This window comes from Phaeovulum veldkampii DSM 11550 (assembly GCF_003034995.1).
GTDB lineage: Bacteria > Pseudomonadota > Alphaproteobacteria > Rhodobacterales > Rhodobacteraceae > Phaeovulum > Phaeovulum veldkampii.
Genome location: NZ_PZKF01000001.1, coordinates 32,823 through 49,244 on the forward strand (window position 1 = coordinate 32,823; position 16,422 = coordinate 49,244).

14 protein-coding genes, 1 riboswitch and 1 other annotated feature are annotated in these 16,422 nt (G+C 68.3%); of the genes, 9 read left to right on the forward strand and 5 right to left on the reverse strand.

The window, feature by feature from the left end:
* Positions 1 to 92: 92 nt before the first annotated feature.
* Genes C5F46_RS00155 through C5F46_RS00165 form a run of 3 tightly spaced genes read left to right on the forward strand, consistent with a single transcriptional unit; the run spans position 93 to position 4,428 of the window.
* Positions 93 to 1,424 carry a cobyrinate a,c-diamide synthase gene (locus C5F46_RS00155; protein WP_107323338.1) on the forward strand — a complete coding sequence of 444 codons (1,332 nt, stop codon included), beginning with the start codon at positions 93 to 95 and terminating at the stop codon, positions 1,422 to 1,424.
* On the forward strand, positions 1,421 to 2,977 hold the full coding sequence (locus C5F46_RS00160; RefSeq protein WP_107323339.1) for a cobyric acid synthase: 1,557 nt from the start codon (positions 1,421 to 1,423) through the stop codon (positions 2,975 to 2,977). Before C5F46_RS00155 ends, C5F46_RS00160 begins: the two co-directional genes overlap by 4 nt.
* On the forward strand, positions 2,974 to 4,428 hold the full coding sequence (locus C5F46_RS00165; RefSeq protein WP_107323340.1) for a cobyric acid synthase: 1,455 nt from the start codon (positions 2,974 to 2,976) through the stop codon (positions 4,426 to 4,428). The genes C5F46_RS00160 and C5F46_RS00165 overlap by 4 nt, the downstream gene beginning before the upstream one ends.
* Here C5F46_RS00165 and C5F46_RS00170 read toward each other — a convergent pair.
* The gene (locus C5F46_RS00170; RefSeq protein ID WP_107323341.1) at positions 4,425 to 4,802 is read right to left on the reverse strand and encodes a cysteine-rich small domain-containing protein; all 378 of its coding nucleotides are present in this window, start codon (positions 4,800 to 4,802) and stop codon (positions 4,425 to 4,427) included. The genes C5F46_RS00165 and C5F46_RS00170 overlap by 4 nt on opposite strands.
* Positions 4,803 to 4,893: 91 nt before the next feature.
* Positions 4,894 to 5,080, reverse strand: a riboswitch (cobalamin riboswitch).
* Positions 5,081 to 5,558: 478 nt separating this feature from the next.
* Between C5F46_RS00170 and C5F46_RS00175 the strand changes: the two genes are divergently transcribed.
* Positions 5,559 to 5,873 carry an alpha/beta fold hydrolase gene (locus tag C5F46_RS00175; protein ID WP_107323342.1) on the forward strand — a complete coding sequence of 105 codons (315 nt, stop codon included), beginning with the start codon at positions 5,559 to 5,561 and terminating at the stop codon, positions 5,871 to 5,873.
* Here C5F46_RS00175 and C5F46_RS00180 read toward each other — a convergent pair.
* From C5F46_RS00180 to C5F46_RS00190, 3 genes are all read right to left on the reverse strand, one after another.
* Complete coding sequence (locus tag C5F46_RS00180) at positions 5,767 to 6,240, reverse strand: PaaI family thioesterase (RefSeq protein ID WP_107323343.1); 474 nt, start codon at positions 6,238 to 6,240, stop codon at positions 5,767 to 5,769. The two genes, C5F46_RS00175 and C5F46_RS00180, sit on opposite strands and share 107 nt — an antisense overlap.
* Before the next feature lie 211 nt (positions 6,241 to 6,451).
* Positions 6,452 to 7,306, reverse strand: a complete 855-nt coding sequence (locus C5F46_RS00185) for a universal stress protein (protein ID WP_107323344.1) — start codon at positions 7,304 to 7,306, stop codon at positions 6,452 to 6,454.
* A 10-nt stretch (positions 7,307 to 7,316) separates the two neighbouring features.
* Entirely contained in the window at positions 7,317 to 8,807 is a 1,491-nt protein-coding gene (locus tag C5F46_RS00190; RefSeq protein WP_107323345.1) for a SulP family inorganic anion transporter, read from the reverse strand.
* 67 nt (positions 8,808 to 8,874) lie between these two features.
* Positions 8,875 to 8,932, reverse strand: a sequence feature (sul1 is cis-regulatory element that is thought to sense ions involved in sulfur or methionine metabolism; They are found in Alphaproteobacteria).
* 146 nt (positions 8,933 to 9,078) lie between these two features.
* Between C5F46_RS00190 and C5F46_RS00195 the strand changes: the two genes are divergently transcribed.
* Both C5F46_RS00195 and draG read left to right on the forward strand, forming a co-directional pair.
* Positions 9,079 to 9,903 carry an NAD(+)--dinitrogen-reductase ADP-D-ribosyltransferase gene (locus tag C5F46_RS00195; protein WP_107323346.1) on the forward strand — a complete coding sequence of 275 codons (825 nt, stop codon included), beginning with the start codon at positions 9,079 to 9,081 and terminating at the stop codon, positions 9,901 to 9,903.
* On the forward strand, positions 9,896 to 10,807 hold the full coding sequence (draG, locus tag C5F46_RS00200) for an ADP-ribosyl-[dinitrogen reductase] hydrolase (RefSeq protein ID WP_107323347.1): 912 nt from the start codon (positions 9,896 to 9,898) through the stop codon (positions 10,805 to 10,807). The genes C5F46_RS00195 and draG overlap by 8 nt, the downstream gene beginning before the upstream one ends.
* Here draG and C5F46_RS16980 read toward each other — a convergent pair.
* Positions 10,804 to 12,021: a cyclin-dependent kinase inhibitor 3 family protein gene (locus C5F46_RS16980; RefSeq protein WP_107323348.1), complete on the reverse strand. Its 1,218-nt coding sequence runs from the start codon at positions 12,019 to 12,021 to the stop codon at positions 10,804 to 10,806. The two genes, draG and C5F46_RS16980, sit on opposite strands and share 4 nt — an antisense overlap.
* A gap of 167 nt (positions 12,022 to 12,188) precedes the next feature.
* Between C5F46_RS16980 and C5F46_RS16850 the strand changes: the two genes are divergently transcribed.
* Genes C5F46_RS16850 through C5F46_RS00220 form a run of 3 tightly spaced genes read left to right on the forward strand, consistent with a single transcriptional unit; the run spans position 12,189 to position 16,415 of the window.
* The gene (locus tag C5F46_RS16850; RefSeq protein WP_207186707.1) at positions 12,189 to 14,270 is read left to right on the forward strand and encodes an AAA family ATPase; all 2,082 of its coding nucleotides are present in this window, start codon (positions 12,189 to 12,191) and stop codon (positions 14,268 to 14,270) included.
* Complete coding sequence (locus C5F46_RS00215) at positions 14,270 to 15,253, forward strand: HNH endonuclease family protein (RefSeq protein WP_107323349.1); 984 nt, start codon at positions 14,270 to 14,272, stop codon at positions 15,251 to 15,253. Before C5F46_RS16850 ends, C5F46_RS00215 begins: the two co-directional genes overlap by 1 nt.
* 10 nt (positions 15,254 to 15,263) lie before the next feature.
* Positions 15,264 to 16,415: a T6SS phospholipase effector Tle1-like catalytic domain-containing protein gene (locus tag C5F46_RS00220; RefSeq protein WP_107323350.1), complete on the forward strand. Its 1,152-nt coding sequence runs from the start codon at positions 15,264 to 15,266 to the stop codon at positions 16,413 to 16,415.
* Positions 16,416 to 16,422 lie beyond the last annotated feature (7 nt).

Consider the following 16,422-nt stretch of genomic DNA (forward strand, 5'->3'; position numbering starts at 1 on the left):
CCGGCTCTCGCCGCCGTCGCGCGCCGTCCCTCCGACACGGGAAGGTTCGGATGTTGAACGACAAGACCCCCTCGACGGGACCATCCGGGGCCATGCTGCCACCGGCGCTGCGGGCGGAGCTGCCGCCGGGGCTGATGATCGGGGCGCCGGGATCGGGATCGGGCAAGACGACGGTGACGCTGGGGCTGCTGCGCGCCTTCCGCGATGCGGGGCTGGCGGTGCAACCGTTCAAGAACGGCCCCGACTATATCGACCCCGCCTTTCATCGCGCGGCAGCCGGGCGACCCTCTTATAACCTCGACGGCTGGTCGATGGCGCCTGCCCTGATCGCGGCGCTTGCCGCGCGCGCAGCAGGGGCTGACCTGGCCCTCGCCGAGGCCTCGATGGGGCTTTACGATGGCACCTCGGCGCCCGGCGCCTGGGGCCGGGGCTCGGGCGCTGAAATGGCGCGGCATCTTGGCTGGCCGGTCGTGCTGGTGATCGATGTGGCCAGCACGGCGCAGTCGGCGGCGGCCACCGCGCTTGGCTTTGCGCGGCATCCCGATGCGCCGACCTTCGCCGGCGTGATCCTGAACAACGTCGCGGGGGCGCGCCATGAACTGATGATCCGGCGCGAGATGGCGCGGCTTGACCTGCCGGTGCTGGGGGCGCTGCCCCGGCGCAGCGACCTTTCCCTGCCCGAGCGGCACCTTGGCCTTGTGCAGGCGGGCGAGCATGTCGACCTAGAAGGCGCGATCGCCCGGTTTGCGGCGCTGCTGCGCGACCACGCCGATCTTGGGGCGATCCGCGCCGCGGCCCGGCCGACCTGTGCCCCCAATCCCGGCCCGCTGCCGCGGCCACCGGCGCAGCGGATCGCGCTGGCGCAGGACGCGGCCTTTTCCTTCATCTACCCGCATCTGATCGCAGGCTGGCATGCGGCGGGCGCCGAGATCGTGCCGTTCTCGCCGCTGGCCGACGAGGCCCCGCCCGAGGCCGACCTCGTCTGGCTGCCCGGCGGCTACCCGGAGCTGCACGCAGGCCGACTTGCAGCCGCCACGACATTCCACAAAGGGCTTCGCCGCCACGCCGAAACCCGCCCCGTTCATGGCGAATGCGGCGGCTACATGGTGTTGGGCGAGGGTCTGGTGGATGCCCATGGCCAGCGCCACGCCATGACCGGCCTTCTGGGCCTTGTCTCCAGTTACGAACAGCGCAGGCTGCATCTGGGCTACCGCCGGGCCAAGCTTTTGGCCACGCTGCCCGGCCACGCCCCCGGCACGACGCTGCGCGGGCACGAATTCCACTATTCGACCATTCTCGCCCAGCCCGACGAACCGCTTGCCCGCGTCACCGATGCCGAGGCCAACCCGGTGCCCGAAACCGGCGCGCGCCGGGGCCAGGTGACCGGCTCCTTCTTTCATCTCATCGCCTCGGAGGCACCATGACTCGCCTTGATCCGCCTGCCCTGCCGCAGATCGACGTGCCCCTGCTCGATCCGGCCCCGCCGCGCCGGGCGCGCGCGCTGATGATCCAGGGCACAAGCTCCGACGTGGGCAAAAGCCTGCTGGTGGCTGGCCTGTGCCGCGCCTATGCCCGCCGGGGCCTCAAGGTCGTGCCATTCAAGGCACAGAACATGTCGAACAACGCCGCCGTGGCAGCTGACAGCGATCTGCCACCCGGACCGGACGGCCCGATCCTTGGCGAGATCGGTCGCGCCCAGGCGTTGCAGGCGCGGGCGGCGGGGGTGGTACCCTCGATCCACATGAACCCGGTGCTGCTGAAGCCGCAGGCGCTGGCAGGCTCGCAGGTGGTGCTGCGCGGCCGCGCACTCGGGAACTGGCCGGCGAAGCACTACCACGAGTTAAAGCCGCTGATGATGCCCGCCATCCTGGACAGTTTCGCCCGCGTCGCGGCCGAAGCCGACCTGGTGCTGGTCGAAGGCGCGGGGGCCGCGACCGAGGTTCACCTGCGCCGCTCGGACATCGCCAACATGCTGCTGGCGGAAAGGGCCGACCTGCCGGTGGTGCTGCTGACCGATAACGACCGCGGGGGCGCGCTGGCCGCGGTGGTCGGAAGCTGGATGCTGCACAGCGCAGAAGAACGCGCCCGCATCCGTGGCTATGTCGTCAACAAGTTCCGCGGCGACTTCGCGCTATATGCCCCGGGCTGCGAGGTGATGACCGCGCATACCGGCTGGCCGCTGCTGGGCGTTGTGCGCTGGTTCGATGCCGCGACGCTCCTGCCGGCCGAGGATGCGCTGGCGCTGGCGCGGCCCTTGCGCAGCGACGGCGCGGGGCTGCGGATAGCGGTGCCGCAACTCAGCCGCGTCGCCAATTTCGACGACCTTGATCCGCTCTCGTCCGAGCCCGGGGTCGATCTGCGCTGGATCCGCCCCGGCGAGCCGATCCCCGAGGGCATCGACGTGGTGCTGCTGCCGGGGTCGAAGACCACCCGGCAGGCGCTGCAGGAGTTGGTGGCCAACGGCTGGGACACCGATATCCGCGCCCATCACCGCCGCGGGGGCCGCGTGGTGGGGATCTGCGCCGGGTTCCAGATGCTGGGCCGGCGCGTCGCGGACCCCGACGGCATCGAAGGTCCGCCGGGCGAGACGCCAGGCCTTGGGCTGCTGGATGTCGAGACGGTGATCGGCCGCTCGAAGCGGCTTCTGACGCTTGAGGAAACCGACAGGATCAGCGGCGCCCGCGTCACCGGCTACGAGATGCACATGGGGGTGACGGACGGCCCCGGCCTCGCCCGGCCGTGGCTCGACCTCGATGGCCGGCCCGAGGGCGCGGTCTCGGCCGACGGGCGGGTGATGGGCAGCTATGTCCACGGGATCTTCGGCGCCGACGGCTTCCGGGCGCACTGGCTGGAGGCGATGGGGGGCCAGGCCTCGGGGTTCGATCACGCGGCTCAGGTCGAGGCGGCGCTGGAGGCGCTGGCCGACCATGTCGAGGCGAACCTCGACCTCGACGCGCTGCTGGCGCTGGCGCGATGAGGGCGCGTCGGCTGATGGTGCTCGGCACCGGCTCGGACGTGGGGAAGAGCCTGCTGGTGGCGGGCCTCTGCCGCGCCTTTGCCCGCCGGGGGCTGAAGGTCGCGCCCTTCAAGGCGCAGAACATGTCGAACAATGCCGCCGTCACCGCAGACGGCGGCGAGATCGGTCGCGCGCAGGCCCTGCAGGCCCGCGCGGCCGGGCTGGCGCCCCTGAGCGACATGAACCCGGTGCTGCTGAAGCCCGACAGCGACGTGACCGCGCAGGTTGTGGTGCAGGGCCGCGTTCATGCCCGGCTCTCGGCGGCCGACTACCAGAGGCTGAAGCCCGCCCTGCTGCCTCAGGTGGTGGAAAGCCTCGACCGGCTCTGCGAGGGACGCGACCTCGTGCTGGTCGAGGGCGCGGGCAGCGGTGCCGAACGCTACCTGCGCCCGCAGGACATCTCGAACATGGGTCTGGCCTGTGCCGCGGACCTGCCTGCGGTGCTGCTGGCCGACGACTCGCGCGGCGGAGTGACGGCGGCGGTTCTGGGGCACCATCTGCTGTGGACAGAAGCCGAGCGCGCCCGAGTTGCAGGGGTGATCGTGAACAAGTTCCGCGGCGATCCGGCGATCTTCGCTCCCGCCGCCGAGGATATCCGTGCCGGCACCGGCTGGCCGGTGATGGGTCTGCTGCGTTGGTCCGAGGCCGCCCGCGCGCTGCCGGCCGAGGATTCGCTGGCGCTGGATCAAGCGCGGCGGCCCGGGCGCGGTCTGGTGATCGCGGTCCCCGAGATCCCGCGTCTGGCCAATGCAGACGACCTCGACCCGCTGGCGGCCGAACCGGGGGCGGATCTGCGCTGGGTTCGCCCCGGCCATCCGCTGCCGGCCGAGGCCGCCTTGGTGGTGCTGCCGGGCGCGAAATCCACGCGCGCGGCGATCAAGGCGCTGCGGGCCGAGGGCTGGGACATTGACCTCCTCGCCCACCAACGCCGCGGCGGCCGGGTTGTGGGGATCTGCGCAGGCTTCCAGATGCTGGGGCGGCGGGTGCGCGACCCCGACGGAGTAGAGGGTCCGCCAGGCGAGACCGAGGGCCTTGGGCTCCTGGACATCGACACCGTGATCGGCCCGTCCAAGCGGCTGTGCGAGATCGCCGCGACGGATGCGATCAGCGGCGCCCGCGTCACCGGCTACGAGATGCACATGGGGGTGACAGACGGCCCCGGCCTCGCCCGGCCGTGGCTCGACCTCGACGGCCGGCCCGAGGGCGCGGTCTCGGCCGACGGGCGGGTGATGGGCACCTACCTGCACGGGATATTCGGCTCCGGCTCCTTCCGGGCGCATGTGCTGCACGCCATGGGCGGCGCCGGATCGGCCGGGGACCATTCCGCGCGGATCGAGGCGGCGCTCGACCGGCTGGCAGACGAGATCGAGGCGGACCTCGATCTCGACGCACTGCTGGGTCTCGCGCGCTAGCCCTCGCGGTGGCGGCGATGCGCCTCGGCCGCAGCCTCAGCCGCGCCTTCGACCGGATTGGGCCGAGGCGTCGGCGGGTCGGTCTGCGGCTGACCCGACCAGGGCTGCGGAAACTCCAGCCACTTCTGGATGAAGTTCCACGACTGCAAATAGCCATCGTGCGGCAAGGTGCAGGCCGAACAGTCCTTGCGCACCAGCCCGTTGCGGTCGGTGTAGGTCTCATACGGCCCGGGGCACTCGTAGGCGATCAGCGGGCAGTAACAGAACAGGCAATTGAACTCGCGCTTCACACCCGGATGGCAGGGCAGGAACGGGCATTCGCGGTTGGTGAAGCCCTTGAAGGCTTCGTTCAGGGTGGTGTCTTTCGGCTCCATGGCCACTCCTTCGGTCGCTTGACCGGAAGGCGGAATGGTGGCTGATCCCGGCGCGAGGGCACGGTTCCATGCCTCCGGGCCCGCCGCCCGGGATGGTCGTCAAGGCCCGGCAGGTCTCCTGGCTCGCGGCTCGGACGCCGGCTGCCCCTTCCCGGCCCGGAGACCAGTGGCATGGCAGATGGCTCGCCGCTCACAGTTGCGGGGGCAGCGCCGGACTTGCACCGGCTTCCCTCTTCGCCCGCGGGATCGCCGCGAGAACCAAGGCACCGCGACGATGTGGCGGGGGGCCGGTCCTGTCAACCGGTCCCGCGGGTAATCCCCCCGAATTTAGTGGGGAGGCCACGCGGCCTGTCAGAGATGAATACTCAGGCCTACGCCCCGATATCCCCGAATTCGCCCCTCTAGGACGACTCATTGCACACATGAGCCGCACACGAAAATGGCCTCCATCACCAAGCTCCCCTCCGGGGCCTGACCTGCGTCCAGGTCAGACGGAAGGCTGGCTCGCACGAGCCAGACGCCCCTCACGCCGTGACGACGCCCGGAAATGGGCGCTGTCCAAGCCGAGACTCTGGTCGATCAGGGGCTGCCGCCCAACCGATCATCCGTGGCCCGCCTGCACAGTTTCGGTGACTTGGTTGACCCTCATGTAGCCGATATGTGCGCCGTTGGGAAACCACCCCGCGCGAGCCAAGGCGGCGAGCCACGCTCAAGCGCGACCTTGGCAAAGAAAAGATCAGGCACCTCGATCGCAACATGCCCGACGGTGTCCGGCTGATCCGCCTCAATTGCCGCGGGGGCGGCTCCTCGGATTGGACGGGGCGGGAAACCTACTCCGTCACGCAGCAAGTCCGGGATGCGCTGGCGCTGCTTGATCATCTGGGCATCGACCCGGCCGTGATCATCGGATCGTCGCGCGGGGGCTTGCCGGGGCTGGTGATCACCGCGATAGCACCCCCCCGACCTAGCTGCCAAAGCTGTCGGGCATCTGCACCGCCACCACCTCGCCGCGCGCCGTCACAACGCCATCGGCCAGAACCGAGGTTGTCACCACCACCTTGCGGCCCTTGATCTCCTTGATCTGGCCGCGCAGTTCCAATTCGCACTCCAGCGGGGTGGGTTTCAGAAAATCGACATGCAGCGAGCCGGTCACAAAGCGGAACGGCGGCTGGCTGTCCATGTCGCGGCCCGCCTGCCGATACATCGCCGCAGCGGCAGAGCCGGTGCTGTGGCAGTCGATCAGCGAGGCAATCAGGCCGCCATAGGCAAAGCCCGGAACCGAGGTGTGATAAGGCTCGGGGCGAAATCGGGTCACGGTTTCATCGCCGTCCCAACAGGTGCGAATGCGGTGGCCATGTTCGTTCAGCCGCCCGCAGCCATAACACTGCGCCACATTTTCGGGATAGTGATCTTGAAAGGCATCGTCGCTGGTTGTCATCGGTCTGGCCCCTCCTGCCGCTTGTGCACCGGGTTCCGCTGCTGGGAACAGTCTGATGCTGCAACCTGTGCCGCGCATGTCAATGCGAAAGCGCCCGGTCCGCCCCGGCGGGCTGCGTCAGCCCGAACAGCCGATACCGCGCATCTGCGTAGGATCGGGCTCAAGACGCCCTGATCGGGCCTCAAGCCCGTCGCGCAGGTGCCTCCAGCGCCTAGCGCACCAGCAGCACCGGTGCGCGGCAGGTGCGGATCATTTCCGAGGTGGTGGACCCCACGATCATCGTGCGGATGCGCGAATGGCCATAGGCGCCCATCACCAGCAGATCAAAGCCTTGCTCCTGTTCCAGCTTGCCCAGAACGGCGGCGGGCTGGCCCGGCAGGATGGCGGTTTCCGCCTCGATGCCGGCGGCGCGCAGCATCGCGGCGGCATCGGCAAGGCTGCGGCTGGCCTCGGGCGTGGTGGCACCCACCGTCAGCAGGCGCAGTGACAGCCCCGCAAACAGCCGGCTGCGCGCGATATGATCGACCGCGCGCATCGCCGACGGCCCGCCATCCCAGGCTACCAGAACCCGCTGAATGGGCCGGAACGCGCGCGAAGCCACGAACACCGGGCGGTGGCTGGCGCGCACGATCCGTTCCAGGTTCTGGCCCAGATGGCGCTGCGGCTTCTCGGCGGTTTCGCCGCGCTTGCCGATCAGCACCATGCAGGCGGCAAGGTCTTGTTCGGCCACGGTTTCGGCAATGTCGCCATGGCGCAGATGCGGCACGACGGCGGTGATACCCGCGGCTTCGATCACCGCCCTGGCATCGTCCAGAATGGCGCGGCCGCGGCGGGTCATCAGCTTGGCGCGTTGTTCGTCAAGGCTGGCCAGTTCCTCCATCAGGGCGGTTCGCGCGCCCAGCTTGATCGAGCCCGAGAGGTCGGTCTTGGCCGCCCCTTCGCGCGGGCCCAGCACATGCACAAGCTCGATGTCGGCCCCGGTGCGCGCCGAAATCCAGGCGGCATGTTCGCAGACGCTGCGCGAATAGATCGAGCCATCGACGAAAGCGATGATCGTTTCGGTCATGGTTTCCTCCTCAATGCGCGCTCAGCTGATCCAGCGCGCCGGGCTTGTCGTGCATGGCCAGACGGTCAACGATGGTTTCCGACGCCTCGTTCAGGCCCCTGATCTCGACGGTGGCGCCATCGCGGCGGAACTTCAACACCGCCATGTCCAGCGCCGCAACGGACGAGATGTCCCAGATATGGGCGCGGCTGAGGTCGATCACCACCCGGTCCAGCGCCTCGCGGAAGTCGAAGCCACGCATGAAATCCTCGACGCTGGCAAAGAACAACTGACCTTCGATGACATAGGTCCGCTCGCGCCCGTCGGGCGACAGGGTCGATGTGACGCGGAACAGTTGCGCGATCTTGGCGGCAAAGAAGATGCCCGACAACAGCACCCCCAGCAGCACGCCAATGGCGAGGTTATGGGTCCAGACCACCGCCACCACAACCGCGACCATCACGATGGAACTGGAGGCCGGATGGCTGCGCAGCGCCTTGATCGACGACCATGAAAAGGTGCCGATCGACACCATGATCATGATCGCCACCAGCGCCGCCATCGGGATCTGCGCCACCCAGTCGCCCAGAACCACGCAGAAAAACAACAGCATGGCGCCCGCGGTGAAGGTGGACAGCCGGCCCCGGCCGCCGGATTTGACGTTGATGATCGACTGCCCGATCATCGCACAGCCGGCCATGCCGCCGATGAAACCGGTGGCGGTGTTGGCAATGCCCTGCCCGATGCATTCCTGATTGCGGTCGCTGGCGGTGTCGGTCAGATCGTCCACGATCTGCTGGGTCATCAGACTTTCCAGCAGGCCCACCACGGCGACGGCAACCGAATAGGGCAGGATGATCTGCACGGTTTCCAGCGTCAGCGGAATATCGGGCAGCAAAAACACCGGCAGCGTGTCCGGCAGCGCGCCCATGTCGCCCACGGTGCGCACATCCCACCCGAAATACAGCGTCAGCGCCGTCAGCACCAGGATCGTGACCAAGGGCGAGGGCACCGCGCGGGTGATCATCGGGAACAGGTAGATGATCGCCAGCCCGCCCGCGACCAAGGCATAGGTCAGCCAGGTCACCTTGGTCGGGTCCAGTTCAGGCAGTTGCGCCATGAAGATCAGGATCGCCAGCGCATTGACAAACCCCGTCATCACCGAGCGTGACACGAACCGCATTACCCGCCCCAGCTTCAACAGCCCCGCGCCGATCTGGATCAGCCCCGCCAGCACCGTGGCCGCCAGCAGGTATTGTAGCCCGTGATCCTTGACCAGCGTCACCATCAGCACCGCGGTCGCCGCCGTGGCGGCCGAAATCATGCCGGGCCGCCCGCCGGTGATTGCGGTGATCACCGCAATCGAAAAGCTGGCGTAAAGCCCCACCTTGGGGTCAACGCCCGCGATGATCGAAAAGGCGATAGCTTCGGGGATCAGCGCCAGTGCCACGACAAGGCCCGACAGCACATCGCCGCGAATATTGCCCAGCCATTGGGCGCGATAGGTGGTGAATGACGTCATGAAAACCCCGTCCCGAACCGATCGGGCCTCTTGCGGCCCTGCGGTTTGCGGTCTGTGTCGGTCTAAGGATTATCCGGCGGATCGGCGGCCGGAACAGCCACCCGGGCGCTGCCCCCAGGTCCATGTTCTTGCAAATCGCATAGCTGCTGCGGCGCAGAAAGAAAAGACGCAACAAAACACGCCGCGCCATTTCGGGCCAGTTTGATGGCGCGGGGCCGCAGAACCGCACCGGGCCTTTCCTTTCCGCGCGCGCCAGCGCATCCTGCGCGTGATGAAAGAGGCGGACCCTGGCAAACGGCGCGGCATCGGGCATTCGACCAACCTTGTGGGGCGGTCGTCCGAGTGGTTGGCCAGCTGTGCCTTCAACGACGCGCCGGCGCCGCTGCATATCTGGGGCGTGCGCGAGATGAACCCCAGCCTGTTTGCGATGCTGGACCAAGCCCGCGACATGGCAGAGGCGGGGGATGCGTTCTTTTGCTACATGACGGCTATGTTCGCCCTCGACCCCGAACAGCGCGACCCAAGCCGGGGCGGCAAGCGGCGCTATCAGTCCTCGTTCCTGCGGCTGATTCAGGGCTGGAACTTTGACAGCAACACACCCGAGGGCGCGGTTCTGAAAGGCTGGGTCGAAAGCCGGTTCGGCCTTGGCCCCTCGTTCCACAAGGAAATCATCGAACAGGTGTCCAGCCCCGCCTGGGCGGCCTATGTCGAAGAAAAGATGTCGAGCCGGTTTCACAACAACGCAATCTGGGTGCAACTTGATCTGCTGTTCGAGTTCTGCCAATGGGCGGCTGCGCGGTTTTCCTTTCCGGGGCAGACGCATCTGACGCTGTATCGCGGCGTCAACGCCTTTGACGATCACTGGATCGTCGAGCGGCCGGACCGGCGCGAGGCGGTGATCCGCCTGAACAACCTTGTGTCGTTTTCGTCCGACCGCGAGGTGGCCGGATGCTTTGGCGACAAGATCCTGACGGCGCGGGTGCCGGTGGCCAAGCTGGTGTTTTTTGATGGCCTGCTGCCATCGCATGTGCTGAGGTCCGAGCGCGAATATCTGGCGATCGGCGGCGATTATCGGGTGAGTGTGGAGTATGTCTGATCGTGTTTCAGCCACCCTGCCAGACATGCAAGACCGCGCGCTTGCAGCCTATCTGGGGCTGGCCGTGGGCGATGCGCTGGGCGCCACCGTGGAATTCATGACCAAGGGCGAAATCGCCGCGCAGCATGGCCAGCACCGCGAAATTGTGGGCGGCGGCTGGCTGCGGCTGCAACCTGGGCAAGTGACCGACGACACCGAAATGACGCTGGCGCTGGGCCGGTCGCTGATCCGCCGCGACGGGCTTGATCCGCGCGATCTGTGCGAGGAATTCGCGGCCTGGCTGAAGTCTGGGCCGGCCGATGTGGGCAACACCTGCCGCCGCGGGATACGGCGCTATATCACGCAGGGCACCGTCACCGGCGAATTTGCCGATGGCGACGCGGGCAATGGCGCAGTGATGCGCGTTCTGCCGGTGGCGCTGGCGACCTTGGGCGCGCCCGACCGGGCTGTGGAATGGACGCTGGCACAGGCGCGCACCACGCATCATCACCCGCTGTCGGATGACGCCTGCCTTGCGTTGGTGCGCATGGTGCAGGGCCTGCTGGGTGGCCTGGGCAGGGACGCCGTGCGCGCCGAGGCCGGGGCGCTGGTGGCCAGACACCGGGCGTTTCGCTTTGTGCCCTACCCGGGCCAGTGTTCGGCCTTTGTCGTCGATACGATGCAGACGGTGCTGCATCACTATCTGGGCGCCGAAACCTTCGCCGACTGTCTGATTGCCACAGTCAATCAGGGCGGCGACGCCGACACCACGGGCGCGATTGTGGGCATGCTGGCCGGCGCCACCTGGGGGCTGGAGGCAATCCCCCCCCGCTGGCTGGCCGCACTCGACCCCGCGGTGAAGGCGGCGATCCGCGCGCAGGTGCCGGGCCTGCTGGCGCTGGCGCAGGGTCAAGCGACCGTCTAGCCCAGCCGCCGCGCCAGATCGGCCTTGCGCGCAATCATCTTGTCGGCCAGCGCGGCGCGGCCGCCTTGCTCGGTCACCACGCGCCGGATCGCGTCATCGCAAACGGCTGTCACCACCGCGATGGCCGAGGCGACCGCAGCGGCATCCATATCGCCGAACAGCCGCTGCGCATGCGGGTTGTCGGCGTCGTGACGCAGGCGGTCGATCTCATCGACAACGGTGCCAAAGGCGTGGCCCTTGGGGTCGCCCTGCGCTCGAAATTCCAGCGCGCCGCCGACATCCAGTGTTGTCACCACCCCGCCCACGACACCCTGATTGTCGCCATCGAACCCGGCGGCATCCCAGTTGGCTGTCCAGGCGTGCACGCCCAGCCAGCGCTGCGCCTGACAGCGCTCGTCCTCGGTGAACTGCGAAAGATGGCGTTTTTCAAGCGAGACAAAAGCGGTCGCGATCTGGTCGGGTTCGGTTGAGCGCAGATAGGTCAGCGTCGGCGCCCCGGCCAGCCGATACAGGCTCGCCGCCAGCATCTCGTTGCGGGCATGAGCAGGCGATTCCAGCGTTTTCACATAGAACCGCTGGCCGCTGGCGTTCTGATACACACCGCCCGGATTGCTTCCCAACCGGCCGCCGACCCGGCCCAGCGTCGCCGTGTCGATGACATCAACCATGGCCGTCGTGCGCCGCACCAGCGCCAGTTGCGACGGTGTCTCGATCGCGCCCCGGCGCGCGCGGCGCACCTCGCTTATGGCCGCGTCAGGCGCCATGCCCAATTCGACCAGCAACCGCGCAGCGATCATGCCCGCCCGGCCAAGCCCGCCTTTGCAATGCACCACCACATCGGCCCCGCTGCGCAAAGCCGCGCGAATATCGCGGCCATGGGTGTGCCAATCCGTTTCAAACTCGGCGGTCGGCACCGAATAATCGGCAATCGGCAGGTGCCGCCAGTCCATCCCCCGCGCCCGGACTTCGGCGCCCAGATCGGGAACCTTGAGCGCCACCAGCTCCGCCGGTTCGACAAGGGTCAGAACCAGCCGCGCGCCCCAGGCGGCGATGGCGTCAAGATCGGTCGCCAGATCTCGCGCCCAGGCGCCGGTGGCGGCGGCGCTGTCCTGCTTGCCGGGGCAGAAGGTGATGCCGATGCGCCCCTGCGCGGGGCTGGCGCGCACCTCGGCGATCTGAAGCGGGTGGGTCTGGCTTGTCCGTGCCCCGGCCATGCTGCTGCCTCGAACTGGGGTTCCGGCATCCTGATTACTGCAACCTGAGACCCTGCACCATGCCCGGCTACAACCAAAAGTCGCAAACGGGCGCGCGCAGGCCGAAAATCTGCTATTGTGCCAGCCAGGGGCAGCCTGTGGCTGCCGCAATCAGGCAGATTGGTCCGATGCGATATGTCGAGCGCAGTCTTGTTCCCGCCCCCGACGCGCTGACCGCGGCGCCCGTGCTGGCGCTTCGGCGCGACTATCTGCGCTATCTGGCGCTGGAGCCGGTGGAACGTGCCCAGACCCGCCCGCCTGATCGCCCCGCACCTGCCACCCCCGAGGTGCTGGAGGCGCTGACCCGCCTGTTTCAGGGCCGCTGCGCCTTTTGTGACGCGCCCTCACCGCATCTGTCGGTCTATCGGTTTCGTCCGCCTGCCGAGGCGCTGCCGCTGGACCCCGCCGATCCGCAGGGGTTTTTGCACTACGGCTGGCTGGCCGATGTCTGGAGCAATCTTTACCCGATCTGCCCGGAATGTCGGCCTGCGCGCGCCAACCACTTTCCGGTTCAGGGGCCGCGCGCCGCACGCCCCTCGGCCGAAGACTATGAGGCGTTCCTGCGCCAGGCTGCGGGGGACTGGCCGCTCCCGCTGGCCGAATGCCCGGTGCTTCTGGATCCCTGCGCCGACGCTGACCCCGGCCAGCATCTGGCGCTGATGCCTGCGGGCGATCTGACGCCGCTCAGCCCGCGGGGGGCGGCAACGATCGCGCAATTCCGGCTGAACCGGGCCGATCTGGTGGCGCGGCGCGCGGCGGCTGTAGTGGCAGATGCAGGGCGCGCAGGCGATGGCGTGGCTGCCGACCTGCCCTTTGCCGGGCTGCTGCGCGGGCTTGGCGCGACGCGGCCCCGGCGCAAGGTGCGGGCCTACCGGCTGGCACCCGCCGAGGTGCCGGACTGGCGGCTGGCATCGGTCTCGATCCGGTCGTTCAAGGCGCTTGAATCGCTTGATCTTGCCTGGCCGGGCCGGGCGCCGGGCGGGCCGCATCCGGCGCTGATGGTTCTGGGCGAAAATTCGGCGGGCAAAAGCTCGTTTCTGGAGGCGGTCGCACTGGCCATGCTGGATGACGCGGCGCGGGCCGATCTGGCATTGGCCCCAGAACCGCTGTTGCTGGACCCCGCGCAACTGGGGGCGGGCTGGCAGAAAACCCGCGCGAGGGCCGAGGTGCGACTGGGCTTTGCCACCCCTGACGGCCAGACCGGCAGCCGCATCCTGGCCATCACCCCGGCGGGGTTTCAGGCCGAGGGTGCGCTGCCGCCGGGGCTGCCGGTCTTTGCCTATGGCGCCTATCGGCAGTTTCGCAGCGGCGCGCGGGCCTGGCGGCCCAGCCGCCCGGTGCGCAGCCTGTTTTACCCCGACGATCTGCTGTCGAACCCCGAAGGCTGGCTGATGTCCCTGCCCGCGTCGCAATTCGACATGGTCGTGCGCGCGCTGCGGCTGATCATCGGCGGCGGCTTCCGCATTCTTTACCGTGACCCGGTCGCCGGTCGCTGTCATATGGTGATCGACCGCGACGGGGTGGAAAACCGCACCCCGCTGGCGGCCGTGTCATCGGGGTTTCGCACCATTCTGGCGCTGTCTTGCGATGTGATGCGCTGGCTGATGCGGGCGCCGGGGTTCACCACGCTCGACATGGCGCGCGGCCTCGTGCTGATCGACGAGGTCGAGGCGCATCTGCACCCGCGCTGGAAAATCACGGTCATGGAGGGCCTGCGCCGGGCGCTGCCCAAGCTGACCTTTCTCGTCACCGCCCATGATCCGCTGTGTCTGCGCGGACTGCGCGATGGCGAGGTCCGGGTGCTGGCGCGCAGTCCGGGGGCTGCGGCGGGGTCTGATCTGCCGGTTATGGTCGAAACATTGGTCGAACTGCCCGATGTGACCAAGCTGACGGTAGAGCAACTGCTGACCTCGGACCTGTTCGCGCTGTTTGACACCGACGACCCGGCCACCGCGCGCGGGCTGGCCGAACTGGCCGACGCGCTGACGCCGGGAGCCGAGATGGCCCCTGCGCGGCGCGCGGCGCTGCTGGCCCGGTTTCAGGCCGAGGTGGCCGGCGCCCTGCCCGTAGGATCGACCGAGGTGGCGCGGATCGTGCAGGAGGCGGTGGCCGACTACCTGCACGCCCGCCGCGCCGCCCCCGTGGCGCAGCGGCTGGCGCTGCGCGAGGCCACCAAGGCGCGCATCCGCCTTGCGCTGGGGGCGGGCTGATGCGCGCGGTGCCGCGCGACGCGGTGGCCGCGCCCCGCGCGCTGACCGAGCCCACGGGCCGGGGCGCAAAAGAACTGGCCGCGCTGCGCGACTGGCGGGCCAACCCGGCAACGGCGGCCCAAGGCTTTGCCTTCGCCGCCTACAAGGATGACAGCGTCAAGACTGCGCTTGAGGCGCTGTTTCATGGCAAATGCGCCTATTGCGAAACCTACTATTCCGCGCAGGCGCCGGTCGATGTGGAACATTTCCGCCCCAAGGGCGCGGTCGAAGATGCCCCCGACCACCCCGGCTACTGGTGGCTGGCGATGGCGTGGGACAATCTTCTGCCCGCGTGCATCGACTGCAACCGCCGCCGCAAGCAGCCCACACCCAAACCCTCGTCGAGCCTTGCCGCGCTGCACGATCTGGCGACGCAGGTCATCAACACCGGCAAGAAGGATGCGTTTCCGGTGGCCGGGTCGCGCGCCCCGGATGAGACTGCAAGCCTTGATCTGGAACAGCCCTATCTGCTGGACCCCTGCCACGACCGGCCCGAGGATCATCTGGCCTATCACCTGGACCCCGATGACCTGATCGCGCTGGTGCTGCCGCGCGCGGGGCCGGGCGCCAATGCCGCGCCGGGCGCCGCCGTGCCGGCCTTGGGCGACGCACCCGCGATTGTGGCCGCGGCGCAGGCGCAGGGCGTGTCGGTGCGCGGCGCGGTGTCGATCCAGCTTTACGGGCTGAACCGGCTGGGACTGGTGCAGGCCCGGACGCGTGCCTTGCGACATCTGGAATTCCTGCGCGGCCTGATCGCAGAAATTGACGCCATCGCCCGAAGGCTGGAGACGTCGGCCGAAGCAGATATCCGCGCCGCGGCGCCCAAGCTCGATCAATTGATCGACCGCATTCTGGCCCAGATCGCCGCCATGGCCGCCCCCGAAGCGCCCTATAGCGCGATGGTGTCCGACTGGACCCGCCGTTTCGTGGAGGACATCACCTGAGGAGGAGATCATGGCCAAGAACATCGTCATCTTGCTGGACGGCACCTCGAACGAAATAAAAACAAACCGCTCCAACATCTTGCGGCTTTATGGCACGCTCGCCAAAGGCCCCGGCCAGCTTGTGTATTACGATCCGGGCGTGGGCACCTTCGGCGCCGATAACGCCTGGTCGCGCAGCCTGCGCAAGGGGGCCGAGGTCTGGGGCATGGCGACGGGTTGGGGGATGGATGCCAATATCAAGGAAGCCTACCGCTTTCTGGCGCAACATTACGCCCGCGACGCCGAGGGAAACCGCGACCGCATTCATATTTTTGGCTTTTCGCGCGGGGCCTATGCGGCGCGGGTGCTGGCGGGGTTTGTGCATGCCTTTGGGCTGATCGCACCTGCGAACCTGAACCTGCTGGATTACGCCTACCGTGCCTACAAGCAGATTTCCGAACGTCGCGGTGATGACAGCTTTGCCGAAATCCGCCTGTTCGAGCGTATCCTGCGCCCCGACCGGGCGCCGATCCGGCTGCTGGGGCTGTTCGATACGGTGGCTTCGGTCATTGAAAGCGGCCGCTTTGGCCCAAGGCTGCGCAAACACGCCTTTACCGACACCAACCCCTCGGTCGAGGCGGTGCGTCATGCGGTGGCCATCGACGAACGGCGCACGATGTATCGCGCCGAGCTTTGGCCCGAAGGGCGCTCCTACCGCGCTAACCCGTTTGGCGCCGAGATCGCCGAACAGGATGTGCGCGAGGTCTGGTTTAACGGCGTGCATGGCGACATTGGCGGCGGCTACCCCGAGGCCGAGGCGGCGCTGGCCAAGCTGCCGCTGAAATGGATGATCGACGAAACCAAGGCGATGGGGCTGGAGTTCAAGACCCGCAGCGTCAACGAACTGGTTCTGGGCCAGCGCACCGGCGGCCCCTATGTGGCGCCCGACCCGCAGGCGGCGCGGCACGAGTCGCTTTGCGGCGCGTGGCATCTGTTGGAATACCTGCCGCGGCGGAAAACGGCCGGGTCGCAACGGCCCGATCTTGGGGGATGGACCCTGCCGCAGGGCGAACGTCGCCCGATCCCCGAAGGCGCCTGGCTGCATGGCGCGGTCATTGCGCGGATGGAGCAGACCGGCGCGCGCCCGGCGAACCTGCCGAAATCCTGGCGGGTCGCGCCCTGATGCAGCC